This window comes from Serratia sp. YWN4, from assembly GCF_055790845.1.
In genome coordinates this window covers 1,999,651-2,025,398 of the sequence record NZ_CM147696.1, presented here as the reverse complement: position 1 = coordinate 2,025,398, position 25,748 = coordinate 1,999,651, and the positions used below count along the sequence as shown (strand labels likewise).

16 protein-coding genes, 1 tRNA gene and 1 pseudogene are annotated in these 25,748 nt (G+C 50.7%); 6 read left to right on the top strand and 12 right to left on the bottom strand.

What is annotated here, in order from left to right:
• Position 1: 1 nt before the first annotated feature.
• From ACX9GT_RS09455 to tssB, 5 genes are read right to left on the bottom strand one after another with little or no spacing between them, the layout of a single operon-like run.
• On the bottom strand, positions 2 to 1,762 hold the full coding sequence (locus ACX9GT_RS09455; protein WP_473190832.1) for an OmpA family protein: 1,761 nt from the start codon (positions 1,760 to 1,762) through the stop codon (positions 2 to 4).
• Complete coding sequence (gene tssL / locus ACX9GT_RS09450) at positions 1,759 to 2,427, bottom strand: type VI secretion system protein TssL, short form (protein ID WP_473190831.1); 669 nt, start codon at positions 2,425 to 2,427, stop codon at positions 1,759 to 1,761. Before tssL ends, ACX9GT_RS09455 begins: the two co-directional genes overlap by 4 nt.
• Positions 2,424 to 3,773, bottom strand: a complete 1,350-nt coding sequence (gene tssK / locus ACX9GT_RS09445) for a type VI secretion system baseplate subunit TssK (protein WP_473190830.1) — start codon at positions 3,771 to 3,773, stop codon at positions 2,424 to 2,426. Before tssK ends, tssL begins: the two co-directional genes overlap by 4 nt.
• A gap of 24 nt (positions 3,774 to 3,797) precedes the next feature.
• Positions 3,798 to 5,345 (bottom strand): type VI secretion system contractile sheath large subunit, encoded by a 1,548-nt coding sequence (tssC, locus tag ACX9GT_RS09440; RefSeq protein ID WP_459399049.1) that lies wholly within the window; start codon positions 5,343 to 5,345, stop codon positions 3,798 to 3,800.
• Positions 5,346 to 5,371: 26 nt separating this feature from the next.
• Entirely contained in the window at positions 5,372 to 5,872 is a 501-nt protein-coding gene (gene tssB, locus ACX9GT_RS09435) for a type VI secretion system contractile sheath small subunit (RefSeq protein WP_459399050.1), read from the bottom strand.
• 798 nt (positions 5,873 to 6,670) lie between these two features.
• On the opposite strand from tssB, the gene ACX9GT_RS09430 reads away from it, so the two are divergent.
• Positions 6,671 to 8,128 carry an AMP nucleosidase gene (locus tag ACX9GT_RS09430; protein ID WP_473190829.1) on the top strand — a complete coding sequence of 486 codons (1,458 nt, stop codon included), beginning with the start codon at positions 6,671 to 6,673 and terminating at the stop codon, positions 8,126 to 8,128.
• Between the two features lie 152 nt (positions 8,129 to 8,280).
• Here ACX9GT_RS09430 and ACX9GT_RS09425 read toward each other — a convergent pair whose 3' ends face one another.
• Together ACX9GT_RS09425 and ACX9GT_RS09420 are read right to left on the bottom strand one after the other, a co-directional pair.
• Positions 8,281 to 11,901 carry an FKBP-type peptidyl-prolyl cis-trans isomerase N-terminal domain-containing protein gene (locus tag ACX9GT_RS09425; protein ID WP_473190828.1) on the bottom strand — a complete coding sequence of 1,207 codons (3,621 nt, stop codon included), beginning with the start codon at positions 11,899 to 11,901 and terminating at the stop codon, positions 8,281 to 8,283.
• Complete coding sequence (locus ACX9GT_RS09420) at positions 11,898 to 12,338, bottom strand: hypothetical protein (protein WP_473190827.1); 441 nt, start codon at positions 12,336 to 12,338, stop codon at positions 11,898 to 11,900. The genes ACX9GT_RS09425 and ACX9GT_RS09420 overlap by 4 nt, the downstream gene beginning before the upstream one ends.
• A 1,051-nt stretch (positions 12,339 to 13,389) precedes the next feature.
• On the opposite strand from ACX9GT_RS09420, the gene ACX9GT_RS09415 reads away from it, so the two are divergent.
• Positions 13,390 to 13,465, top strand: a tRNA-Asn gene (locus ACX9GT_RS09415).
• Between the two features lie 48 nt (positions 13,466 to 13,513).
• On the opposite strand, the gene ACX9GT_RS09410 is transcribed toward ACX9GT_RS09415, so the two are convergent.
• Together ACX9GT_RS09410 and ACX9GT_RS09405 are read right to left on the bottom strand one after the other, a co-directional pair.
• Complete coding sequence (locus ACX9GT_RS09410; protein WP_473190826.1) at positions 13,514 to 14,074, bottom strand: histidine phosphatase family protein; 561 nt, start codon at positions 14,072 to 14,074, stop codon at positions 13,514 to 13,516.
• A gap of 18 nt (positions 14,075 to 14,092) precedes the next feature.
• Complete coding sequence (locus ACX9GT_RS09405; RefSeq protein ID WP_473190825.1) at positions 14,093 to 15,103, bottom strand: zinc-dependent alcohol dehydrogenase family protein; 1,011 nt, start codon at positions 15,101 to 15,103, stop codon at positions 14,093 to 14,095.
• 142 nt (positions 15,104 to 15,245) lie between these two features.
• Between ACX9GT_RS09405 and ACX9GT_RS09400 the strand changes: the two genes are divergently transcribed.
• From ACX9GT_RS09400 to ACX9GT_RS09390, 3 genes are all read left to right on the top strand, one after another.
• Positions 15,246 to 16,142, top strand: coding sequence for a LysR family transcriptional regulator (locus ACX9GT_RS09400; RefSeq protein WP_473190824.1), 897 nt, complete (start codon positions 15,246 to 15,248; stop codon positions 16,140 to 16,142).
• A 244-nt stretch (positions 16,143 to 16,386) separates the two neighbouring features.
• A complete protein-coding gene (locus ACX9GT_RS09395; RefSeq protein ID WP_473190823.1) occupies positions 16,387 to 17,559 on the top strand; it encodes a p-hydroxyphenylacetate 3-hydroxylase oxygenase component in 1,173 nt (390 codons plus the stop codon).
• Positions 17,560 to 17,579: 20 nt separating this feature from the next.
• On the top strand, positions 17,580 to 18,524 hold the full coding sequence (locus tag ACX9GT_RS09390; protein ID WP_473190822.1) for a p-hydroxyphenylacetate 3-hydroxylase reductase component: 945 nt from the start codon (positions 17,580 to 17,582) through the stop codon (positions 18,522 to 18,524).
• Positions 18,525 to 18,595: 71 nt separating this feature from the next.
• Here ACX9GT_RS09390 and ACX9GT_RS09385 read toward each other — a convergent pair whose 3' ends face one another.
• Positions 18,596 to 19,831, bottom strand: a complete 1,236-nt coding sequence (locus tag ACX9GT_RS09385; RefSeq protein ID WP_473190821.1) for a Bcr/CflA family multidrug efflux MFS transporter — start codon at positions 19,829 to 19,831, stop codon at positions 18,596 to 18,598.
• A 275-nt stretch (positions 19,832 to 20,106) separates the two neighbouring features.
• Between ACX9GT_RS09385 and ACX9GT_RS09380 the strand changes: the two genes are divergently transcribed.
• The gene (locus tag ACX9GT_RS09380; RefSeq protein ID WP_473190820.1) at positions 20,107 to 22,800 is read left to right on the top strand and encodes an AAA domain-containing protein; all 2,694 of its coding nucleotides are present in this window, start codon (positions 20,107 to 20,109) and stop codon (positions 22,798 to 22,800) included.
• A gap of 67 nt (positions 22,801 to 22,867) precedes the next feature.
• Here the strand turns inward: ACX9GT_RS09380 and ACX9GT_RS09375 are convergent, their stop codons facing one another.
• Positions 22,868 to 23,152: a FimD/PapC C-terminal domain-containing protein gene (locus tag ACX9GT_RS09375; RefSeq protein ID WP_473191546.1), complete on the bottom strand. Its 285-nt coding sequence runs from the start codon at positions 23,150 to 23,152 to the stop codon at positions 22,868 to 22,870.
• 51 nt (positions 23,153 to 23,203) lie between these two features.
• Positions 23,204 to 25,299 (bottom strand): annotated as a pseudogene (locus tag ACX9GT_RS09370) (fimbria/pilus outer membrane usher protein); the annotation flags it as partial.
• Positions 25,300 to 25,748: the final 449 nt, after the last annotated feature.

The window sequence follows — 25,748 nt, the reverse complement described above, 5'->3', positions numbered from 1 at the left end:
TTTACTCTCCTTGATTATCAAAACCGCCCGCGTGTTCCGGCGGCGTTACACTGCCCGGCCCCTGACAGGCATTCGCCTGAGGCACCAGACTAATTTCTACTCTTCGGTTTGCTGCCCGCCCTTCGTCGGTATCGTTAGAAGCGATAGGTCGGGTTGCGCCATACCCCTGCACGGCAAAGCAGGTTGGTGAAACATCACTGGTCTGCAACATCCAGTCGCGTACCGATTCTGCACGCTTGAGAGACAGCATTTGATTCGCCTTCTCATCCCCGGTGATATCGGTGTGACCTGCCACCACAATCAGCCAGCCGGGCTTGGCTTTAATATTGATTAACGCTTCCACCAGCACTTTGGTGGAACCGGTTTTAAGCTGATATTTGCCCGTATCGAATAGCGACAGGCTATCCAGCAACACGGTTTGTGGTGCTACCTGTGCAGGTGCCGCTGGTGCATCGATTTTCTTTTCTTCCACCGGCGGTATGTAACCCCTGATGGCTGCCAATACCGGTTGCCGCAAACGCTCACCAGGATATAAACCCAGGCCAAGATTAAGAGGAGTGCCCTCACGGTAATAGTCATCAAGTTGCGCAGCATCAGCCCACAGAGCTTTCACCGCCCCCGCTTTGGCTTGAGTATCCGACATGGGAATAACCCGGTAGCGTTGCAAATCATCCGTAATCTGGCGTGACAGCGTGCGGTTTTGCCATGCGGAAGCATTCAAAGCGACCACCCCGGCCAGCGTGAATGCCCCTGCGGCATAAACCACTGCGCGGCGTCGCGGGGTAAAGCCGGATTGTTGTGGCAACAGACGCAATAACGGATCGGGGAAAGGCAATGAGGCGTTTTCATCACTTTCGTTACTGCTTTCTTCGCGGTTAAGCGTGGTTTTTTCCGTCAACCACTGTTGCCAGAGATTGGAAGCTGGCAATTCAGGCACCGCCGGAAAAAACGTCAATGCCAGCGCCAAAGGTGAACAAATCGGCATAGACTGTTCACGCGTTAAGCATTGCGGCAGGATCTGTTGCGCTATCCACTGCGCCCAGCTTTCAACCTCTATTGCCCGGAAGAGCTTCTGAGTTTGCTCAACGCTTTCCCCTTGCGCCACCCACTGCGCTAAAGGTTGTGCAGAGTGCCCGTTATGCCAGACAGTGGCTGAAGGTTGGCCAGCCTTGAACTCAAACCATTCAACCTGATCGGCTGCAACATCAGATGCCGCACCCACTGGCAGATAGCTGCATAGCAGCGCGGGGACATCCGTCCCTGTTACGCGACGCATACGGGATAACTGATGGCGAAAAGTTTGTACTCGATTCGCCAATACCGCCAAGTCATTATGCTGTGATGGATTAACCAGCAACAGCGCGCTAAGTTGTGTTGCCCACTCAGGACGCAGGTTGAGCAATGCGGCTGCCGCTTCGGACAGCATCGGCAGCTCAGACACCGCCAAATAGCAGCCTTCCGGTGTTTCTCGCACCGCTACACCAGCAAACATCTGTTCCAGCCCATCGCCGCAGACCAATACGACAGGTTGACGATAGCGTTCAGCCGGAAGATGAGTTAGCCAGGCGGCGTTTATATCAGATTCAACCCGTGCGGAAACACCTGAACGCCCCCCCCAGATCAACGCAACAAGGGTAATAACAATAATCACCACGGCCCCGGTGAGTTGGCCCATTGGGGTCAGTGGTAAATAGCCCAGGCACAAGACCAAAACCAACACCCCGATCCAGAGCCATAACAATCGCCTCAGTATCACGCTCACTCAGCGCCCCCTGGTAACAAGGTCGTGAGAAATTCCTGCAAATGCATATGCAACATCCACCAACCACCTGCCAGCACTAACGAAGCCAGGAAAAGCCAGAAAACAGCCGACTGGAATAAACGGTATTGACGCCGTGGCCGGGCATCCACCAGCAGAGGCGGTTGCAGGGCGATATCGTAGGCAGCCACTTGCTCACCAAGAGCCGTCATCAATTGCTCACGCGGTTGCTGCTGCGACTGGCCGTGATAAACACCTTCGAACCCTAATCGTAATACCCGATAAAAACAGGTCAGCACGGCCGGATCCGACGCAGGTTCGCGTAACACCTGACGCATGCGCTCATACAAGAGTTCACCGGCTTGCAGCGTGTTGAAAAAATGCGTCTGTAACGGTGTCTGGATCCAGGTGGCATACCCTGCGTCCTGCTTTCCGCGCCCGAGAACGGTTTCATCCAGCAACGCGCATTGCGCATAGGTGATATGTTCAATACTTTCGGCGCTGTAACCCGCCTCAGTTAAGCGGTTTTGAGTCTCTATAACCTGCTGTAGACAACGTTGATAAAGTGCCACACCCTGCTGGGCGGGTACTCCTCGCCGCAACTCCACCACGATCAACCAGGTGTCATAGAGCAGGCTATCGATAGAAAGATCTTTGATTGGTTTCATGAGCGCAGTACCGCAAAGAGTTCAAGTTGCACATCTGGCAATGTACCCGGCACATAGAACGCACAGATTCCTGCCTCCAACATGCTTTTTGCCGCTGGATGCGTCAGATCAAAGGCGAAATACTGATTCTCCAACCGCAAAGGAATAGCCGCTGGTACATGACTCAGTGGAATCAGCGGCACGCCGTTAAGTGCGATATTGACGATATTATTGACGTCGTCTGGCGTCCCGACCTTACACAACAGCGGGAACTGACGTTGCAGCAGGTGTGCAGGCAAACTGGAGCGTACAGATAAGTAGAAGTCAGCTTCGTCTCGCAAACGGGGATCGTTGAGTGAGGCTTTCCACTGATTCTCGCGCACTTTCTCCAACGCAATCGCAATAACCCGCGATGGCAGGCTGGCCTCCAGCAAGGTGCTGATCAGGTCAAATAGCGGAGGAAAAACGCCGGTCAAGTTTTCGTGCTGATAAGCCGGGATCGCCTCCATATCATGCTCAAGTGAGAAGGTCAGCAAAGCACCGGCCAGCTTCACCAGTTCGCGATAGATAATCTCTGGATGTAGAGCGGGGTGCGCCAGGAAGTCGTTCAGGACTGGTTCCTGGGTATTCAGCGCATTGAGCAGCCAAAACAGCGACACATCCGCCACGGCAAAATCTGCCATACGCTGGTTGCTTTCACGGCGCATGCCCATAAGGCGGGTACGCTTCGCCCGTAACTGGACCAACAGGCTGTCCAGCCGATCCAACAAACCCTTATGCGCGTTAAAACTCAGCAACGGTGGGACAAACTGCGGATCAACCACCCAATTGCCCTGCCCATCCTGCATCAGTCTGGCCAGCGGGCAGGTCAGGTAATCGCCATTCTCTTCAGAATCAAAACGCAAGGTTAATGCCAGGCGCTCAACCGCGATGGATTCCGCCTCATGACCAAACAGGTCCTGAGCGGCTACCCACTCCTGACGATAACGTATCGGACGCTCTGCCCTTTCTTCCATCATCAGGCAGTTGCCGCCGTTGGCATGCAGCAACGGCAGCGCTAACAAGACCTCAACGCTACGTTGAGGCCCAGTCAGTATCTGTGTTAAATCAATTGCAGGTGGCAGGTTATCCGTCACGTCAGTGTCAATCAAACTCCCGTCCGGCAGACGCAAACGGAGGTGCTGTGCCTTCAATCGATTAAGACGCAGCGCATCTTGATCAAATTCGGCACACAGCACCCCCCAAGGATGATTCAACGACAGATGCGCCAGGCAGTCATTAACATAACTTTCCCAACGCGCCTGCTGCTGAAATTGTTGAGGGGACAAAAACGCCCCCTCCGTCCACAACGGACGTAAGATTTTCATAACCTGCTGCTCCCGTATGCCGACTTAGGCTTTCGCTTTTGGCATTTGGGAAACCAGCGACAGATTGACGTCCATCCCTTCGACCTGGAAGTGCGGCACTGCATACAGCTTCACGCGGAAGAAGCCTGGGTTATCTTCAATGTCTTCCACTTCAACTTTGGCATCGCGCAGCGGATGAGAAGCCTGCAGATCGTCGCCTGGATCGGTCATTTCGGTCACCAGCCCACGCACCCAGTTGTTCAGTTCCAACTCCAGCAGGCGACGGTCTTTTGTCGTACCGATGTTTTCACGCTGAATCAGCTTCAGATAATGGGCAATGCGCGACAGCAGGAAGATGTATGGCAGACGTGAGTTGATACGGCTGTTGGCCGTGGCATCAGCGGTGTCATACAGCGCAGGTTTCTGCGTGGAGTTGGCCGAGAAGAAGCAGGCGTAGTCACGGTTTTTGTAGTACGACAACGGAATAAAGCCCAGGTTGGCGAATTCAAACTCGCGAGTTTCCGGGATCATCACTTCCGATGGGATTTTCACCTGATTGCCCGTGCCCAGGTCATATAGGTGGATTGGCAGATCGGTTACTGCGCCGCCAGCCTGTGGCCCACGGATCTGTACACACCAGCCGTTCTTGATAAAGCTTTTCACCATGTTGGCGGCAAAAGCGAACGAAGCGTTGGTCCACAGATATTTTTCATGATCCGGGCCTTTCACTTCTTCGACATAGTTGAAGCTACGTACCGGCACCGTATCCGGGCCATACGGCAGACGACCCAGCACGCGTGGCATGGTCAGGCCGATATAGCGGGCATCGTCGGTATCACGGAAGGATTTCCACTTGATGTACTCGGCACGATCGAAGTAGTTACCGATGTCTTTGATGGCGGCGACTTCTTCCATGCTGGATTTACCAAAGAACGCCGGGCCGACCGCGCCAATAAACGGCATATGCGCAGAAGCAGACACTTTGGAGATGTTACGCAGCAGGGCAATGTCCTGTGGGCCTGCGTCGAACTCATAGTTGGAAATCACCGCACCGATCGGCTCACCACCTGGGGTGTCATATTCCTGAATGTAGGCATGGCGATACATTCCGCTCTGAATGATTTCTGGAGAATCTTCGAAATCCTGGCGCAGATCTTCCTTAGAAATATCCAGCACTTCAATTTTCACGTTCTGGCGGAAATCAGTACCGTCAACCAGTTGCTTCAGGCCACGCCAGGCAGATTCCACTTTCTGGAATTCCGGGTGGTGCATCACCACGTCCAGTTGGCGGCTGATCATCTGATCCAGTTCGGCAATGTGGTGATCCAGCAAGGTCTTATCCAGACGCTCCACTTTCTGACCAGACTGCTTCAGGCGCTCGAGGAATACCTGAACCGCTGCGGTGACACGCTCGTCAGCAGTGGTTTCGGACAGTGCAGTATTATCTTGATAGGCATCCAGATCGCCCAGTGCGGAGACTGGCGTCAGGTTGATTTTTTCAAACAAGGAAGCATAAACGCTGCCTTCCTGTGGACGTTCCAGCACGGTGGTCTGGCTTTCCTTGGTGTTTTCAGTATTTACAGACATCAGCATACTCTCGTGTTAATCCAGCTCAGGGTTTACGCTTCTTTCGGGGCAAGCGCGGCCAGTTCAGCGCGCAGGTCAGCGCTTAACGATTCGTCTTTAAGAATGGCTTCCAGCTCTTTACGGAAGGTCACGTTATCCAGGAGGTTGGATTTGAGATCGCGCAGCAGATTGCGCATGGAAAGGAGAGCACGCAGTTGCGGAATGTTGCGCGCCACCTGCTCTGGCTCGAAATCTTTCATTTCTTTGAACGTCAGGGCGATATTTTCTTCGCTCTTATCCCCTGCCAAGGTGTTTTCTACGATCAACCTGACTGAAGGGTTGAATTCCGCCAGCACGCTGTCGAAGTTATTTTTGTTGACGGAGATTTTTTCGCGCTCAGACAACGCACGATGTTCCTGCCCGTTGCTGTAATCACCCATCACCATGAGTTTGAGAGGCAGCTCAACTTTTTTCTGTGCGCCACCGGTGTGGAGGTCGAGTTTAATGTTTACGCGCGCGCGTGGTATCTCATTTTGGTAGCTGGAGGAGGCCATAACAGTCCTTATTCACTGAACGATTTAAGTAAGGACTGCCTGTTGGGGTGTTGAGCACAACGGCAATCCTTGCCAGACAAAAGCGTCAAACAGATGTTGCTATGCATTAACGACATGAACGCAGGATACTCATTCATTTCAAGAATGAATACACATAAATACATCAAGTATATTTACGAAATAGCACAAAAAAGCGTGACGAATTTAAGCCACTGCAAAACATAAGATAATCTTAAGGAGATTATTATGTCAATATCAATTTTCCCATCAGATATAAGACTAGTGAGTTTTATTTGCTAAATAATATGTCTTATTATTTAAGAAAAATCCAACCATAACACCAGAAATGCGCACTGTATAAGGATCTGATTAATCAGGTTTCCGCATTTCGCTATTGAATCATTTAAAAGCACATTCTCATCTATTTTTCCTGAAAGTGATCTACATCAAGAAATTATGCGTACGAATAACGAAAAATAGCCAAAAATAATTCACCATATGAATTATTTTCATGATTAAAATTCACAACATGAATAATTCAAGTTTCACCATAAGAACCCTATTATAAATTATGAGCGCTAATTGTTTATGGCATCCATTAATATTCCAAAAATATTCATCCCCGCCTGGTTATAATTGCAGCACGGTTTTAACTTTCCTGCCTAATTTTGCTTTTCGCCATGAAAAAAGCTTATTTGCCGAATTTTTGAACAGCGAATCATCTCACCTACTGTAGTGGCATACATTCGACACCTGCATTACGCTATGCTGACGTATCGCAAGAACCAAGGAAAAGCTATGAATAACAACCCAAATACAGCTCTAACGGCCTCACAAGCCCTCGATAAACTCGAGGCGATGTACGATGCATCGGTTTGCGCGCTACGAGGAGCCATCAAGGATTTCATCATTCATGGCACTCTACCAGACGAGAAAGCCCGCGCAGAAGGGCTGTTTTCTTACCCGGAATTGCGCGTCCGCTGGGATGGCGAGCCACCTAATAGCCCCAGAGCACGCGCCTACGGCCGATTTACCCGGCCCGGTAACTACACAACGACCATCACTCGACCACAGCTATTTCGCCATTATCTTTCGGAACAGTTGGCATTGTTAGAAAGCGAATATGCCGCAGTCATTGAAGTGGTTGCCTCTAAACAGGAAATCCCCTTCCCTTATGTGATTGATGGTTCTGATCTCACGCTGGATCGTTCGATGAGTGCGGGGATAACCAAACATTTCCCTACGACTGAATTGGCCCAGATCGGCGATGAGAATGCGGATGGCCTGTTTTCTTTTGCCACCCATTTGCCGCTTTCACATTTTGATGCACTACGTACAGATTTCTCTTTGGCACGCCTGCGGCATTATACCGGCACGTCGGTAGAACATTTCCAGCCTTTCGTGCTGTTTACCAATTATACGCGCTATGTGGATGAGTTTGTACGTTGGGCATGCCGCCAGATTGCCAATCCAGCCAGCCCTTATGTGGCGCTTTCCTGCGCGGGTGGCCACTATGTCACCGCACAAACTCCTAACCCAGAGCAGACAGTGTCAGATCTCGCCTGGAAGAACCACCAAATGCCCGCTTATCATCTGATTGCTCGTGATGGGCAAGGGATCACGCTGGTAAATATCGGCGTCGGCCCATCTAACGCCAAAACCATCTGCGATCATCTGGCCGTATTGCGCCCTCATGCCTGGCTGATGATTGGTCACTGTGGTGGTCTGCGCGAAAGCCAATCGATCGGTGACTATGTTCTGGCTCATGCTTATCTGCGTGACGACCACGTCCTCGACTCGGTACTGCCACCAGATATCCCTATCCCAAGCATCGCGGAAGTACAGCGCGCACTTTACGACGCCACCAAGACAGTCAGCGGTATGCCAGGTGAAGCGGTTAAGCAACGTTTACGCACCGGCACGGTGGTCACCACAGACGATCGCAACTGGGAACTGCGATATTCCGCCTCTGCATTGCGCTTTAACCTGAGCCGAGCCGTGGCAGTGGATATGGAGAGTGCCACCATTGCCGCTCAGGGTTACCGTTTCCGGGTTCCTTACGGCACCTTGCTGTGCGTTTCTGACAAACCGTTGCATGGCGAGATCAAACTGCCGGGCCAGGCAAACCGCTTCTATGAAGGAGCAATTTCCGAACATCTGCAAATCGGAATTTGTGCGATCGAGTTACTACGTGCCGAAGGTGAACATTTGCATTCACGCAAATTGCGCACTTTCAACGAACCGCCTTTTCGTTAAATGTCCGGCAGCCTTACTGCTTTTTACCGTACCCATGCTCTCCTGACTGCGGCAGGCTGCCATCTATCCTTCACGGCTTAACACTCTCACCAAAACTAAAAACCCCGCATGTCTCCATACGGGGTTCCGTTTTCTACTTTCGATGACTGGACTCAGTGAGCCGCAGCGGCGCTGCTAGTATTAGCTGGCATGACATCCAGGATCCGTACGTTATAAACCATGGTTGCACCCGGTGGAATATCCGGTGCCATCCCTTTATCGCCATAGGCCAGTTCCGGTGGAACCACTAACGTCATGCTGCCATGGTTTTTCAGCTTATTGATTGCCTCACGGAACAGCGGCGGATAAGCACTCAACGGTTGTGAAATAGATGTGCCTGCCAGATCCATATCTTTGATCACCTTGCCATCGGTCAGGCTTTCTTTAACCACAACGGCAACCGTATCTGTATCACTGATGGTTCCATCACCTTTATAGTCTACACGGTAGTAGAAACCCTGCGGTGATTGAACAACCCGAGCCTGTTTCTTGAATTTATCGATATATTTTTTGCCTGCTTGTTCATTCTTTGTTTTCACTTGCTTGTGCTGGGTATTTAACTCCAACTCACTTTCATACAGCGCTTTAGCGATTTGCTCTTTATTCATTTTAATCTGACCACTGAGCGTATCGGCAACGCCCGCCAACGCCAATTGCCGATCAACATCAACACCCTGCGACTTTTTGCTCTCAAGCAAACTCACAATGTCGTTACCCAATGAAGTACCGATAGCATAATCACGTTTTTCCTGATCGGTTTTAGGCTCCGATAAGGTAGCTACGCTTGCAGGCGGCGTTTTCTGCTCACCATTTTTGCTCTGTGCCGTCAGTTGCTCTTGCAACTTGGCACTCGCCTGCTGGCTTTCCTGCACGGTTTGTTGCAACTGTGCCAACTGCTGTGCTTTCTGTTCGCTGTCTTTGGTTTGTGCCGTCAACTGTTCTTGCAACTTGGCACTCGCCTGCTGGCTTTCCTGCACGGTTTGTTGCAGCTGTGCCAACTGCTGTGCTTTCTGTTCGCTGTCTTTGGTTTGTGCCGCCAGTTGCTCTTGCAGTTTGGCGCTCGCCTGTTGGTTTTCCTGTAGCGTTTGTTGCTGCTGTTTCACCTGCTGCGCTTTCTGATCGCTGTCTTTAACCTGAGCGGCAAACTGCTCCTGTACTTTAGCTAGCGACTGCTGGTTTTCCTGCAACGTTTGCTGCAATTGTTTCACCAACTGAGTTTTCTGATCACTGTCTTTGGTTTGCGCAGCGAACTGCTCTTGTAACTTAGCCAACGCCTGTTGGCCCTGTTGCAGTTGTTGCACCTGCTGAGTCTTCTGCTCATTATCCTTGACTTGCGCGGCCAGTTGTTCTTGTAGCTTGGCGCTCGCCTGCTGATTTTCCTGTACAGTTTGCTGTAGTTGTTTCACCTGCAATGCTTTCTGTTCGCTGTCTTTGGTTTGCACCGTCAGTTGATCTTGCAGCTTGGCCAATGACTGTTGACCTTGTTGCAACTGTTGTACCTGCTGAGTCTTCTGCTCATTATCCTTGGTCTGCGCGGCCAGTTGCTCCTGAAGTTTGGCGCTCGCCTGTTGGTTTTCCTGTAGCGTTTGCTGCAACTGTTTCAATTGCTGGGCTTTCTGTTCGCTGTCTTTGGTCTGCATGGCAACCTGCTCTTGCAACTTGGCCAGCGCCTGTTGACCCTGTTGCAGCTGTTGCACCTGCTGAGTCTTCTGCTCATTATCCTTGGTCTGCGCAGCCAGTTGCTCCTGAAGTTTGGCGCTCGTCTGCTGATTTTCCTGCAACGTTTGCTGCAACTGTTTCAGTTGCTGAGCTTTCTGCTCACTGCCCTTGGTTTGTGCCATCAGTTGCTCTTGCAGCTTGGCCAATGACTGTTGACCTTGTTGCAACTGTTGTACCTGCTGGTTTTTTTGCTCGTTATCCTTGGTCTGCGCGACCAGTTGTTCTTGCAGTTTGGCCCTCGCCTGTTGGTTTTCCTGTAGCGTTTGCTGCAACTGTTTCAGTTGCTGCACTTTCTGCTCACTGTCCTTGGTTTGTGCCATCAGTTGCTCTTGCAGCTTGGCCAGCGCCTGTTGGCCCTGTTGCAGTTGTTGTACCTGCTGGTTTTTTTGCTCGTTATCCTTGGTCTGCGCGACCAGCTGTTCTTGCAGTTTGGCGCTCGCCTGCTGACTTTCCTGCAACGTTTGCTGCAACTGTTTCAGTTGCTGCACTTTCTGCTCGCTGTCTTTGGTTTGCGCCGTCAGTTGCTCTTGCAGCTTGGCCAATGACTGTTGGCCCTGTCGCAGTTGTTGCACCTGTTGAGCTTTCTGCTCGTTATCCTTGGTCTGCGCGGCCAGCTGTTCTTGCAGCTTGGCGCTCGCCTGCTGACTTTCCTGCAACGTTTGTTGCAACTGTTTCAGTTGCTGCGCTTTCTGATCGCTGTCTTTGGTTCGCGCGGCGAACTGCTCCTGCAACTTGACCAGCGCCTGTTGGCCCTGTTGCAATTGTTTCACCTGCTGCGTCTTCTGCTCGTTATCTTTGATCTGCGCAGCGAGTTGATCTTGCAACTTAGTCAGCGCCTGCTGATTCTTTTGCTCGCTATCCTTGGCCTGTGCGACCAAGTTTCCCTGCAGCTTGGTATTGGCCTGTTGGCTTTCCTGTAGTGTCTGTTGCAGTTGCTTGACCAGCAGCGCTTTTTGCTCGCTGTCTTTGGTCTGTGTCGCCAATTGTTCTTGCAGCTTGGCCAACGATTGCTGACTTTGTTGCAGTTGCTTCACCTGCTGGGTTTTCTGATCGTTATCTTTGGTTTGCGCCGTCAACTGCTCTTGCAGCTTCGCGCTGGTTTGCTGTTTTTCTTGCAACGCTTGTTGTAACTGTTTTAACTGCTGCGCTTTTTGATCGTTATCTTTAGATTGCGCCGCCAATTGTTCCTGTAGCTTGGTTAGCGCCTGCTGATTTTGTTGCAGTTGTTTCACCTGCTGGATTTTCTGATCGTTATCTTTGGTTTGCGCCACCAATTGTTCCTGGAGCTTGGCACTCGCCTGTTGCTTTTCCTGCAATGCTTGCTGCAACTGTTTCAGTTGCTGGGTTTTCTGCTCGCTGTCTTTGGTCTGTACCGCCAACTGCTCTTGCAGCTTAACCAGCGACTGCTGATTTTGTTGCAGTTGTTTCACCTGCTGAGTTTGCCGATCGTTCTCTTTGATTTGTACTGCCAATTGTTCTTGCAACTTGACAATGGTCTGCTGATTTTGTTGCAGCTGTTTTATCTGCTGGTTTTTTTGCTCACTCTCTTTGATTTGTGCTGCAAGCTGCTGCTGTAATTGAGCATTTTCCTGTTGGCTTTGCTTTATCTCCTGCTTCAACTGCGAGAGTTCTGCGGCAGATGATTGTTGCTGGGATTGTGCATTGCGCAAATGCTCAAGAGTCGCTTCCTGCCCACTGATCTTTGCCTTTAATTGGTTGATCGTGGCCTGCAATGCCTTCATTTCGCGGATGCGCCCACCACTACTTTCACTCGGCGATTTTGCCAGCACATTCGGTTTGCTGGCATCTTCATTTCTCGTTCTCGCAGGTTCTGCTTTCTCTATCTGCGAAGGCGTCAGAAACAGCAGTGCCGGTGCTTCATCCACCTGGCGTGTAATAGTGTCCAGTGAATTTAGCGTATTGGCCTCAGAAGCACCCGCTTCTTCCGCCTGCACCACCCCCAGCGGTAACGCCAGGGTCAGCAAGGCACTGCAATAGATCCTGCGCTTTCTCATTTCACGCTTTCTCCTCGTTGGATCAAGCCTTGTAGGACGTCACGCTCAATATCGGCACAAAGCTGGTTGGTTTTATATTTATACAAGGCATCGAGGGTTTCTTTGGTATCCGTGTTCACATCACCACGCACGGCGCTATAAACGGAGGCGTTGCTCACCAGGCGATCAAACAGGGCTTTCTTGGCGGCGTAGGCTCTAGGGCTGACTTGTCTCAGTGAAGCCAATTCGCTCTGGCACAAACCAATTTTGTTCGTTTTGGTTTCAGGTGGGGCTGGCGGTGGCGACACGCTAATCTGTTGAGGAGGAGCCTGTACGTTTGTAACTGGCGGTTGATTCTGTGATACCGTTCTTTTTGCCTGATTATTCTGGCAACCCGCCAGCAACAGGCCGCTACATAGTAACACACCTAAACAAAGGCTCTTTTGGCTGCTTATCATCAAAAATTCCTTTCAAAAAATTCCGTTATCGGTATGTCGAAGCAGACGCTACCGGATATGACCCTGATGAATATGCTGTAAATTTTTCAACGCTGATGGACAAGACATTGAGTGGCGATAGCACTTCAGTAAAGTATCCCCTGGAATGATACTTAGAGTGTTTTTCGCTCAGTTGAGTCGAATTCCCGCTATGTTTGTTACCGTTTATTGACTCAATGGATGAATCATCCAATCCTTGCCGACACTCAACGATGATTGGATAAATAGTCCCAAACATCGGTTCCACAGCATACAACGGTTAGAAGAGCGAAATAATACTGATATTTTTGATATCCAGCAACCATCCGGGAGCACTTACCTACTGAAATGACGTATAAAAAACGGTACTCTCTCGATAGAAAAATTGATATCTAAAATCCAGAGGGTGGGTTCTCAATCATTTCTCATTGCCGCAAAATAAACTGCCCCAACCGGTATTAATCAAAATAAAACCTTTTATTACAGTTAGATAAAAAAACCTTCCTGAAGCCAGTGAGTTATCTCTATTCTCCGTATCATTCTACCCCGAAGCGGCGCTCATAAAGGATCATGTATAGATATTTATTTCTCCATAGCTATAATTAATAGTGATTAATTCCATAACAGGCACGTTAACCTATACGAATGGTATAGATTAGCCAAGAAACATCTGATAATTTTCCACGATATGGCAAAATAATGCCCTACCAACAATTTGATTATATTTGGCTTATTTTATCTAATTAAGATAATCACAAAAAATAACTAGATTTATCCTAATCAATATTCTTAATTTGTCCAATACGCTTTTCTGGCTTTCCCTAAAGCGATTTTTACGCGTTACGTACAAATAACGGTGGCAAAGCGCTGCTAAATTGCCTCAGCCAATGGGAGTAGAGTCAGGATTTGAGATGAGTCTAACCTGCTAGAAAACAAGACGATTTGTTCATTACATCGGCAATCGAAACATTTACACACTTTCATACTTTACAAGGCCTATAGGCACCGTTATTATTCGCCCCGTTCACACGATTCCTCTGTAGTTCAGTCGGTAGAACGGCGGACTGTTAATCCGTATGTCACTGGTTCGAGTCCAGTCAGAGGAGCCAAATTTAGAAAAGCCCGCTTAGGCAACTAAGCGGGCTTTTTGCATTATGCTATTGGAAGTGAAAAATAGTGTGTTCCCAATACTTTCTGGGTGGTTTTCCTGAACATCGCCACCCCATTTTTTTGAGTTCTCTGGCAATGAACCAGTTTAATGTGCCATGCCCAACAAACAATACGGCACCATGAGAGGAAGCCATTCTGGCCAGATGCTCGGCACAACGGTGCGCCCTCTCTTTAGCGGTTTTAAATGACTCTACATTTGCTGAATACCCCAATCCCCAGGCAAGCCGAAAAAATGCCGACCACAATGGTATCGAGAGTTTTGGGAAACGCCATGCTGCATGGGGCATTTCCATCTCACGGAACATCGCGTCACAAACATCTATACGCTCGGCACCCAGAATTTTCGCTGACTCCAACGAGCGTACAAGGTTGCTGCACACGGTAAATGCGCATTGTTCGATCTGCTCAACGGCTGTCTGTGGTGGTGCGTACTTCTTATTGATACTCGCAATATTGTATTTCTCAACCCAAACGCCGAACTCTGCAGCATTCAATGTGCTTTGCCTGTCAATTTGAGGCTTTCCATGTCTCATCAGAACGATTTTCAATCAAGATCTCCCGCTATGTTAATGACTGATAACAACTTTTCCCACCTGCTGGCGTGAATTAAAACGCTGCCAGGCCAGTTTCGCTTCGGCAAACGGAAAGACGCTATCAATGACGGGTATGATTTTATGCTGCGTCAGCGCCCGGTTCATCTGTTCAAAATCTTCACGCGAGCCCACGCTGATCACCCGAAAGCGAGCGGCGCTTTTAAACAGGCTGAAAAAGTCTATGGCAACCGCGTCCTGAGCGACAAATCCAATCAGCGCCAGTTCGCCACCCATACCGATGGAGAGAATGGACTGATTCAACGTGCCCGGCCCCCCGACTTCGATCACCCGCTTAACCCTTTTTCCAGCGGTTAAGCGTAGAACCTCCTGACTCCAGTCAGGGTATTGGACATAGCTGATAACCTCATCAGCACCCAGCGCCTTTAACTGTGCGGCTTTGGCTCCGCTAGAGGTGGTGGCAATAACTCTGGCCCCCATTGCTTTTGCCAGTTGGATTGCAAACAGTGAAACGCCACCAGAGCCTAAAGTTAATACCGTTTCACCGGCTTTAATCGGTCGATCACCGTTCAGTGCCGCCCAAGCGGTGACTGCGGCACAGGGAAGGGTTGCGCCCTGTTCGAAGCTAAGATAGTCGGGTAACAATAACAGTGACTCCTCGCTGACGACTTTATATTCCGTCAGCCAGCCGTCGCGGTCACTACCGTAAAGTTCATCGCGGGCTGAAGCCTGAAAATCTCCACCAAACCAGCGCGGCATAAAGGTATTCACTACCCGATCGCCGACCTTAAAGCGCTCAACCCGTTTGCCTACCTGTATCACTTCACCGGCGGCATCGGATAACGGGATATTTCCAGGGCTGGCTGGTAACGTGTATTGACCGTTGATAATGGCCAGATCGCGATAGTTAAGCGATGTGGCGCGCACCCGAACCAGCACTTCTCGCGCCTGAGGTACCGGCATCTCTTCCTGATGAAGCGTTAAGTGTTCAAGATTGCCAAACTGTTCGAAACGATAACTTTGCATGATGATGTTTCCTATTGCGGTAAATGTTGTACCCATACTCCGGCGGGAAAATACGTTCATAACGGCGAGAGAGAAAGTCTAGACAAGGCTGATTAATGAAACTAGATTGAAAAATATAATCTTAAATTCCGAATATGAAATCATGCTGGATGAATTAGCGCTATTTGTGAGCATTGTAGAAACAGGCAGTCTGCGGGCAGCGGCGGAAAAAGCGTCGATTCCGGCACCTACGCTGACGCGTCGCTTGCAGAAGTTAGAGCAGCACCTGGGTTGCCGCCTGCTGCACCGTAGCGCCCGCCGGATGACACCAACCCGTGAAGGCTGGCAATACTACGAACAGTGCCGCCCGCTGGTACATTCTCTGCAACAGGCAACGGCGAAGCTGAATGTGACGCTGCATCAGGTCAGCGGCCTGATCCGGGTACTGGCTCCGGCAGATTTAGCCAACGACAATCTGGCTCCGGCCTGGATGTCGTTTTTGACGCAGTACCCGGAAATCCGGCTTGAGCTGGAACTGAACAATTACACGCAGGATCTGATCGGCAGCGGCGCAGATGTGGCGATCCGCGTGGGCGCTCAGCCTGATTCATTACTCAATATGCGAAAACTGGGGCAAAGCCAGGAAGTGATGCTGGTGGCCTCTCCTGATTATCTGGCGAAGAACGGCATGCCTGAATCGATGGAAGCGCTGAGGCTGCGGGATTTAGTGGTCAGCGCGCCGTTATCAACCTGGGCGATCCGACACAGCCAGAGTGGGGAAACCGTATGCTGGCAACCACAGGGGAAATTTTGTGTTAACGGCGTTTATCTGGCACTGCAAGCAACGCTGGCAGGATTAGGGATTCTGTTTTGCCCTGCCAGTTTGTGTCATAACCCACTACAGCGTGGTGAACTCGTCCAGGTATTACCGGAATGGCAGGGTGCCCAACGGGAAATTTATGCAGTATGGGCGCAGCAGCGGTATGTTCCAGCCAGAGTCAGGGCGCTGATTGAGCATCTGGCGGATTTTTGTCGACAGCATCCCCAGTTGATGATGTGAGTCTTTTGCAAAGCGAGACTCGACAACGTCAATAGCGCAGGTGTTGCCAGATCACGCTTTCGATATTTAACATGAAAAGTACAATTTTTTACCTGAATGTTACATTCCATTAAAATATCTTTATCGCATACTCGTCGAATGACCGCCATATGGGCTTAACACCTTATCCCGTTTCCTGAGCAGCTTTACAGGACGGTTGATGAAGGATCAGTTGCCGTATATCTGCCATTCCTGAGGGAGTTCGATGATGAAAACGCCTAACCCAATGCTGGAAAAATTACTGCCCATTCTGCCACTGATCGCTGCCAATGCCGCAGAGGCAGAAAGAGAGCGAAAAGTGCCTGACGAAAATATCCGGTTATTAAAAGGAATAGGTATGCACCGTGTTTTCCAGCCGAAACAATACGGTGGGCTGGAAATATCCCTGCCGGAGTTTACCGATTGTGTCGCCGCACTGGCTGGTGCCTGCGGCGGCACCGCCTGGGCTTTCAGCTTGTTGTGTACCCACAGCCATCAGTTGGCGATGTTTTCCGCCAAGCTACAGCAAGAGGTTTGGGGAGAAAACGCGGACGCCACCGCCAGCAGCAGCATTGCCCCTTTTGGCCGGATTGAGGAAGCCGAGGGCGGCGTTTATCTGAGTGGCGAAATGGGCTGGAGCAGCGGCTGCGATCATGCCGAATGGGCGATTGTCGGCTTTCGCCGCAAGAATGCCGCCGGTGAACCCATCTATAGCTTTGGCGTGATCCCACGTAGCGATTACGAAATCCGTGATGACTGGTATGCGGTAGGCATGCGCGGCAGCGGCTCCAAAACGTTGATTATCAACCAGGCCTTCATTCCCAATCACCGCATTGAGGCCGCTCAAGACATGATGCAGGGGCGTTCTTCGGGTTATGATCTCTATCCTGACAGCAATATTTTCTACACGCCTTATCGCCCCTATTTTGCCTGCGGTTTTGCCGCTATCAGCCTGGGCGTCGCCGAGCGCATGCTGGTGGCATTTAAAGAGAAAACTCAAAACCGTGTGCGCGCTTACACCGGAGCCAGCGTAGGCACGGCCACCCCGGCGCTGATGCGCCTGGCAGAGTCGACCCATCAGGTTGCCGCTGCCCGTGCCTTCTTGGAGAAAACCTGGGAAGAACATGCCGAGCACGGCAAACGCCATCAATATCCTACTCACAACACCTTGACTTACTGGCGTACCAATCAGGCTTATGCGGTGAAAATGTGTATTGCGGCAGTGGATCGCTTGTTCAGCGCAGCAGGAGCCACCAGTTGGATGGAAAACAATGAAATTCAGCGTCTGTTCCGCGACTCGCATATGACCGGGGCACACGCTTATACCGATTACGATGTCTGTGCGCAGATCCTGGGCCGCGAACTGATGGGGTTAGAACCCGATCCAACCATGGTGTAACAAGCCGGAGAACCTATTTGATGACACATCACACAGACAATGCCCTGGATCCCCGCGCATTTCGCCGTGCGCTGGGTAACTTTGCCACCGGTGTGACGGTCGTGACCGCTGCAACCCCGGATGGCACCCGCGTAGGCATGACAGCCAACAGTTTTAACTCAGTGTCGTTGGATCCGCCGCTGGTGCTGTGGAGTATTGATAAACGCTCCGGCAGCTATTCAGTCTTTGAGCAAGCCAGCCACTTTGCCATTAACATCCTGGCCGCCGATCAGGTGGATTTGTCCAATCGGTTTGCCCGCCCCAGCGAGGATAAATTTGCTGGCGTAGAGGCTGAGATCGGTGCAGGCGGTGCGCCTTTGCTGGCCGACTGTGCCGCACGTTTTCAGTGTGAAAAATACCAGCAAGTTGACGGCGGCGATCACTGGATCCTCATCGGCAAGGTGGTAGCGTTTGACGATCTGGGCCGTGCTCCGCTGGTGTATCACCAGGGGGCTTATTCCATGGTACTGCCTTATCAGCAAGTGTCGGAACGCGCTGCGGATAACCCGGTGGGTAGCGCCAGGCAGGAGCGTCTTAATCAAAATGTCTACTATTTACTTACGCAGGCAGTGCGCAGCTACCAGGCCAGTTACCAGCCCAAGCAACTCTCTACCGGACTGCGTATCAGCGAAGCCAGAATGCTGCTGGTGCTGGACAGCGATGCCTGCCTTGATATGACGGGCCTGATGGCGGAAGTGGCCATGTCGAGCAGGGAGATCGAAGAGGCACAGGAAACCTTGCGTCGTAAAGGGCTGATATCGAGCACTGAGAACGGCTATCACCTAACCGCCGCCGGTGAACGTCAGGCCAATGTGTTAAGAGATATCGCCGCCAAGCAGCAGGAACAGATGTTGGCCGCTTTCTCTGCCGATGAAGTCGAAGTCTTGAAAAAACTGTTGCGCGGGATCATTGCCAGCGCCAATTAAAAACACCGGGCTATGCCATCATTCGTCCTAACCAGCACGGCGAATGATGGCGCGATCGTCACCAATCCCTGTCACTTACCCTCTTTTTCAGCACTGACCGAATGCACTTGCGGGCGTAAGCGAGCCACAGACAATCGTTGCCCTATCCAGCCAAGCGCGGCGCAGACTGCCATCACCAGCGTCATGGCAAACGGCGTGTCATCCTGTAACCAGGAAACCGCCAGGCTCGCTAACGCCCCCATGCCAAACTGTAGCGAAATCGCCAATGCGCTGGCGCTCCCCGCCTGTTGACCACGCTGTTGCAGCAATAACGACAGGCTGTTGGTGCCAATAGCATTCACCAGCGACATAAACAGGACAATCAGGATCACCAGAACCGTCAAACTCTGTTGATGGAATACCAGTAACAGCAGGCCAAACAGAACCTGAGCACTGCTCTGGATCATCAATAAGCGTGGCAGGCTGTAAACTTTCAGCATCCGCACGTTGAGCAACAGCACGGCGATCATGCCGATAATATTGCAGCCAAACAGCAGCCCGTAATATTGCGCGGGAATATGAAAATAGCTGATGTAGACAAAGGGGGAACCACTGATAAAAGCAAACATACCCGCAAAGGAAAACGCCAGGGTGGCGATAATGCCCATCGCCTCTCGATCCCTCACTAGCAGGCAGTAACTGTGAAACGCCTTCAGGATGTTGCCTGAATGCTCGGGTCGGGCTTTTAATGTTTCAGGCAATACCCATAACACCAGTAAGCCACTGATACAGCCAACCACCGCCAACAACATAAAGATGGCTTGCCAGTCAAAAAACGTCAGCAAAGCGCCACCCAGCAACGGGGCCAGCAATGGCGCAATCATGGTGACGAGCGTCATTAACGATAGGACGCGCGGTAGTTCGTCGTGGGTGTAAACATCCCTGGCAATGGCACGCGCCATGACTACGGCGGCCCCGCTGCCAAAGGCCTGTAAAGCGCGTAAAGCCACCAGTTGCTCAACCTGCGTCACCTGCGTCACCTGCGTACACAGCACGCTGGCAATCACAAACAGCAACATGCCACTCAACAGCAATTTCCGCCGCCCCAGCCAATCGCTAAGCGGCCCATACAGCAACATACCGACGCAAAAACCGGCGAAAAACGCCCCCAGCGTATATTGCATCTGCCCTTGCGTTGCCTGTAACTGTTGCCCCATAGCGGGTAAGGCGGGCAAATACATATCGATCGACAGCGGGCCAAAAGCCACCAGCGATCCGAGCAGCGGGATCAGCCAGCGTGGTGGTCGACTAGCGAAGGCAGACGGCATAGCCATTCCTCATCATATACAACCCCTTATAACCTAATGATATAGTTTAGAAAGATAGTTTGTTAATATATTAACAATCTATCTACACAATAAATACCTTTTGATCAAATCGCAAGATTCCATTCGCGCATCTATAACAATATTTTTACCAATCAATCCGTCATTCATTCTGTGCCGGTACGCAGCCTGGATGGTTTATTACCGTATAACTTTTAAGCAGCATAGCCATTGGGTATAGTAGCCAAGCGTTAAAATAACTTATGGATAAGAGAGTTATGGTTTCTGTATACATGAACGGCGAGAACAAAACCGGGAAGATGGCTAAGTGGACACTCAGGTATGACGATCAGCAGAATGAATTACTGCTGACTTGCCATTTTCATTCCCGCAAGACCTATACCCAGCCAATAACAGAATGTGAAGTTATCCCCACAGAGAAAGAGCACGGAAACCTTCTGGTTAGAAAGGGAAACGCTGTGGTGAGCACCATCGAACAGGCAACAACCTATGGCAAAAAATACACCGTCGTGTATTACCCCGGCAATCCTAAGCCCTATGTCATGAAAACCAATGGCATAGAGCTTCTCTCTGCAACCGATATCAAAGATGGCGCAATCTTTAACTATTTCTTCTCCGTGGCAGAAGCTCGCATAGCACATTCAGCAGGGAACGATAAAAACATCGCCATAAATGTGCTGCGCCAACTGAAAAAGGTGATTCCCCACCCGGATACCGCGCTACAGGCTTACTGTTTAGGACAAAACCACTCACGGAAACCTGCACCACATTTTATTTATCCGTTTGGTACTAATGCAAGCCAACTGAAAGCGGTAGAACAAGCCTTCTCTTCGCAAATCAGCCTGATTGAGGGGCCGCCAGGCACCGGGAAAACCCAAACAATATTAAACATTATTGCCAACGCCTTATTACAGCAGAAAACGGTGGCCATTTTGTCCAACAACAATGCGGCAGTGGATAATGTTTATGAAAAATTAGGCGAAGCGGGGCTGGATTACCTGGTTGCTAAACTGGGGAGTTCGGATAATCGAAAACAATTTTTTGCCCAAGCCGCAGGTGCGCCATCTGAGCAACCCATATCCGTGCCCGATATTCAGCATATCAATGCCACATTACAAAAGTTGAAAACGCATCTTTATGCCCAAAATCAGGTAGCACTACTGCAAGCCGAGATCGATGAGCTAGCCATAGAGCAAAAATATCTCTTGCAGTGGCAACGCGAAAATATAGCCACAACGCCTCAACCGCTCGAAAGATATAAGTTATCGCCACAGAAAATCACCGATTTGATGGCTTACTTAAGCTATCTGACGACCAAGCGTATCGCACTGAGGGATAGAATCGAACTGTTACTGCACTTTAAGATCCTGCGGGTAAAACCCATGGATGATTGGGAAAAACGCAAGTCTCTGATTTATTCTCTGCAACTTCACTATTATGAAAAAACGTTGCTGCACAAAAGAGCATCGCTGGCGGCGTATCAGCAAGAATTGCAGGATAACCAATTCAATACGCTATTGAAAAACCTGACCAGTGCATCAATGAGCTACCTGAAAAACCATCTTTATCAGCATATTCCGCGTCAGGAAAAATTTGATGAAAACAATTACCCTAATAAATTCGATACGTTTATAAAGCGTTATCCGATTATTGGCAGCAGTACGCACTCAATTATCAATTCGATTGCCAAAGGCGCACTGCTTGATTATGTGATCATTGATGAGTCATCGCAGCAGGATATTGTTCCCGGCATACTGGGGCTGGGGTGTGCTAGAAACCTGGTGATCGTCGGCGACCGAAAACAGCTTCCGCATGTTCCCAGCGAGCTTGATATTACGCCCCCCAGCGAATATTACGACTGCGTTAAATACAGTTTATTGGACTCGTTTGTCGGCGTATTCAAGGATAGGATCCCGATGACGTTGCTGAAAGAGCACTACCGCTGCCACCCTAAAATCATCCAGTTCTGCAATAAGCAGTTTTACAAAAATCAGCTCATCCCTATGACACAGGATAAAGGGGAAGAGGCGCTATCGCTGATTATCACGGCCAAGGGAAATCACACCCGTAAGTTCTCTAATCTCAGAGAGTTGGAGTCCTTGGGGCCACTCGCTTGGGATGAGCAACTGAATCGGGGATTTATTGCGCCTTACAATGCTCAGGTGAACCTTTCACAGGCACATCTTCCTGAGAATTTTATCAAAGCCACGGTGCATAAATTTCAAGGAAGAGAGTGTGACGAGATTGTTTTCTCCACCGTATTAGATAAGAAATGGAGCAGTCAAAAAAATGTGGATTTTGTCGATGACCCCAATCTGGTTAATGTGGCGGTTTCCCGCGCCAAAAAGAAGTTTACGCTGGTGACGGGTGACAATGCTTTTGCTAAAAATAATAAACATATCGCGGCGTTAATTCGCTATATCGAATATTATGCGGATGATGAGCAGATTCATCGGAGCCCGGTAATTTCTGCTTTTGATCTGCTCTATAAGGAATACGATCAATCCTTGCAGAGGCTCAATGCCAGATTAAACCCGAACGATTCCAGATTTAAGTCAGAGCAGATTGCCGCCCGATTGCTGCGTGACATTTTGTCCCAAGATGCCTACCAAGCAATCACCTTTTATTCGCAGGTCGCCCTTATCCAGCTGGTTTCATTAAAAAACGGCAGCTTTACACCGCGCGAACTGACATTTATGAAACATCGCGCCAGCTGTGATTTTGTTCTCTATTTCAACGTGGGAAAAACGCCGCTGGGAGTGATTGAAGTCGATGGAGGCCATCATGATACGGAGCAGCAAACTGAGCGTGATGAGGTAAAAAATAATATTCTGCGCAAAAGTGGTATTCCTTTACTCAGATTAAAAACGATAGACAGCAATATTGCGGGTAAAATCGAGGTGTTTTTAGCCGATAGTCTTAACCGCGTTACCGATCTCAACGCTATATGATCTGCTCTGCGGTAAATAAGGAGCCCAATTCGGCCGCTACTGAATCCCATGGCGGCCGAATGTTGCGTCACGGCCTGGTGCACGGCAATTCCAGCCGATGCAACGACTGTTTCATATCCTGGCCGCGTAAATCATAGCTCAGGGTACACTGCTCGCTGGCAGAATCGCCCCATTTCACCAGCAGTTGCCCCTGCATCCCGCTCGCGCGAGCATAAATCTGATTCCCCTGCCCCACCAGCCCGATGACGGTGTTATTACTGTCATAAACGTTGCTGCCCAACGGCAAACCATCATTTTGTTCATCACGAACTTTGATCAGCAAGGCATAACCTTCCAGCGTTTTGAAGCGCACTTTAACCACCGAACCGGCGTAAGGTGCTACGCGCTGCTGGTTCTCGGTCAGTTCGGCACTCGAGTTTTCTATTCCCTTGGCGTTCAGGCTGACATCGTTGTAGCGGTAAGGAACTAACGAAGGAACAATAGCATAGCCAAAGCGATTCACCTTCGACCCAGTTCCGTTCATCACTTCAGCGCCTTTTACCCCTTCAGCTTCGATCAGCCCAAAGGTATCGCCCAGATAAGGACCAAACGTCACACCACCGCTGTGCAACACCGCAGCACCACGGGCACTGGCTCCCCCCTGGGTGTAGGTTCTGCCTTGTGAAAAGCTGCCACCCACGGTGACCACTGGCAGCTGTTTAGTCATATTCGCCCCTAGGCTGGCTCCCTCACCGCCGGAGTTAAAGGCTCCGTTAACGCTGTAACTCAGGCTTTGGTTCTCACCGAGTGTTCCAGCAATTGCCGTCTGGTAGTTAGTGTTACCGCCGGTTTCATGCGTGACGCCCACAGAGATCAGCGGTGAACGGGAACCCGCCCCCCACGGCACAGAGACCGAAAACATGATGACGTTCTGCGTGCGGCCATTATCCACCTCGTTTTCTGCTACCACCCCGGTTGGCGTGCGGCCGGTCTGCTGGCGGCCCAGTGACAGGTTATAGCTGACGCTGTTGTAACTATGCGAATACGCCATCTGGTATTGAGTATCTCGCCCACGTCCACCGTGGTAAGTGCTGGTTGAACCGGAAAAATAAACCTGACCATATTCCCCCAGGCTCTGACTGACGGTGAGCACCAGCTGATTACTCTGCTGATAGGTGTTGGATAACCACACTTCATTGCTGTCACTGGCCTCACGCAAACCCAACACATCGCTCAGATCGCGATAGCCCTCGTAGAATAGCGATAACCGGCCAGTGCCAGCGTAGTCGCCGTTGGGGCAAAGGTACGGCTGTAAGTGGCCCCGACACGCCACCCATTAAGGTTTTTGCCCCACATATCCGCCCGTGAATAGGTGGCATTGACGCCCAAGGCGCCCAGTTGGCTAGCAAGCACGGCACCACCAAGCAACGCCTGGTAGCCCTCGGAAATACGCACTCCCGTATTCGCCGTAATAGCGTTGGTCACCCCGGTCTGATAGGTGAGATCGCTAAATGCTGCATTGCTGTTACCGATGTTGCGGACCTGCCCGGCAGAAAAGCTCACGCGTGAGTGCCCTGGCCGCATCGAATCGGACACGGCAGAGAACGGTACGGTAAAGGAAGAAACGCGGCCGTCGGCTTCCAGCACCTCCACCACCAGATCGCCCTGATAGCTGGTCGGATACAGGTCATCAATCACAAACGCACCGGGTGCCACCGTGGTCTGGTAGATCTGCACGCCTGATTGGCGCACGCTGACTTTGGCTGTCGTTGCCGCCACGCCACGAATAGTCGGCGCGTAACCCCGTTGCGATTCCGGCAGCATACGATCGTCGGTTTCCAGTTGAATACCACGGAACCCCATACTGCTGAACAGACTGCCGGAGGTAAAGCTATCGCCCAGCGTCAACTGACTGCCGATCGACGGCAGCGGGCGCTGCACATAATTGCGAATTGAGTTCCATTGGCTGTTACTTGGGCTATTGTCGCTGGTATAACGCGTAAAACTCGATTGCTGGCGGAATTGCCACAGGCCAAGATTGATACCCGAGTTTAGCCCCAGGTAAGTAGATTCGGTGGTATTACCGGAAGCCTGCGTCCGGTAATAGTTGGTATCGTAATTGGCAAACGCCACGGTTTCACCCACAGATAAATCTTTGGTCGAGACCGAACCGCGCGCTTCACGCTGTATCAATGCCTGTGGCACAAACAGATCAAAGCGCAAACGCGCGAAATCGAAGCGGCTGGACGCCCCTTCAACCTGTTGTTCCAGATTTAAACATGGTGAAGTATCACCGGCTTTCGCTTTGATCTCAGTAGGTAAAATACCCGCCTCAATCATGCCGTCCCTTGTCAGACAGGCAGAAACCACTCCTTTCTCTCCGGCAGCAAAGAGCAGTGATTGGCGGGAAAGGAAATTACCGTTGATGAAGATATCGACTTGATAAGTGCCAGGCTCAATGGTGTTAGCCTGGTTGAAACGGGCAATACTCTTTTGTTCTTTGGCACTGCCCACCAGCATGTTGTCATCAAACTCAAACGCGCTATTGACCGTTTCCGCATAAACCTGAGGCATCAACAGCCATAGCAACAGTGCCAGCGGTCTTAATCTGGCCACGTTCACCGGGATGCTGTCGCCCCCCGCCATCCGCTGGCGCTGTTCTAAAGCATTTGGAGTAATTTTTATATCCATTTTTTCAGTCCCTTAACTGAGGGATACTGACCGCCAACGAATACGGCGTCCTGGTCAATTCAAACTGGCTTCGGCGCGAGTGTGCCGTGTGCTTCCGGTGAACCCGTATTGACAGGTTTATGAGACCTGCATCTGGTTTACAGGAGGCCGTTCGTCAGGTGGTGAAGTGCTGAGTGTGGTGTTGGGGGGCTTTGGCACAGGGGCTGAGTCCGTTGTCGCTGCCGTTGAAGCCATGTGGGACGCGGGCTCCCGATATTTACGGTGTCAGCGCCGCAAGT

Coding starts and splice junctions, on each gene's coding strand:
- ACX9GT_RS09390 (WP_473190822.1), top strand. CDS start 17,580: ATGACACATCACACAGACAATGCCCTGGATCCCCGCGCATTTCGCCGT.
- ACX9GT_RS09385 (WP_473190821.1), bottom strand. CDS start 19,831: ATGCCGTCTGCCTTCGCTAGTCGACCACCACGCTGGCTGATCCCGCTG.
- ACX9GT_RS09430 (WP_473190829.1), top strand. CDS start 6,671: ATGAATAACAACCCAAATACAGCTCTAACGGCCTCACAAGCCCTCGAT.
- ACX9GT_RS09405 (WP_473190825.1), bottom strand. CDS start 15,103: ATGCAAAGTTATCGTTTCGAACAGTTTGGCAATCTTGAACACTTAACG.
- ACX9GT_RS09395 (WP_473190823.1), top strand. CDS start 16,387: ATGATGAAAACGCCTAACCCAATGCTGGAAAAATTACTGCCCATTCTG.
- ACX9GT_RS09425 (WP_473190828.1), bottom strand. CDS start 11,901: ATGAGAAAGCGCAGGATCTATTGCAGTGCCTTGCTGACCCTGGCGTTA.
- ACX9GT_RS09420 (WP_473190827.1), bottom strand. CDS start 12,338: ATGATAAGCAGCCAAAAGAGCCTTTGTTTAGGTGTGTTACTATGTAGC.
- tssC (WP_459399049.1), bottom strand. CDS start 5,345: ATGCTGATGTCTGTAAATACTGAAAACACCAAGGAAAGCCAGACCACC.
- ACX9GT_RS09400 (WP_473190824.1), top strand. CDS start 15,246: ATGCTGGATGAATTAGCGCTATTTGTGAGCATTGTAGAAACAGGCAGT.
- tssK (WP_473190830.1), bottom strand. CDS start 3,773: ATGAAAATCTTACGTCCGTTGTGGACGGAGGGGGCGTTTTTGTCCCCT.
- ACX9GT_RS09380 (WP_473190820.1), top strand. CDS start 20,107: ATGGTTTCTGTATACATGAACGGCGAGAACAAAACCGGGAAGATGGCT.
- tssB (WP_459399050.1), bottom strand. CDS start 5,872: ATGGCCTCCTCCAGCTACCAAAATGAGATACCACGCGCGCGCGTAAAC.
- tssL (WP_473190831.1), bottom strand. CDS start 2,427: ATGAAACCAATCAAAGATCTTTCTATCGATAGCCTGCTCTATGACACC.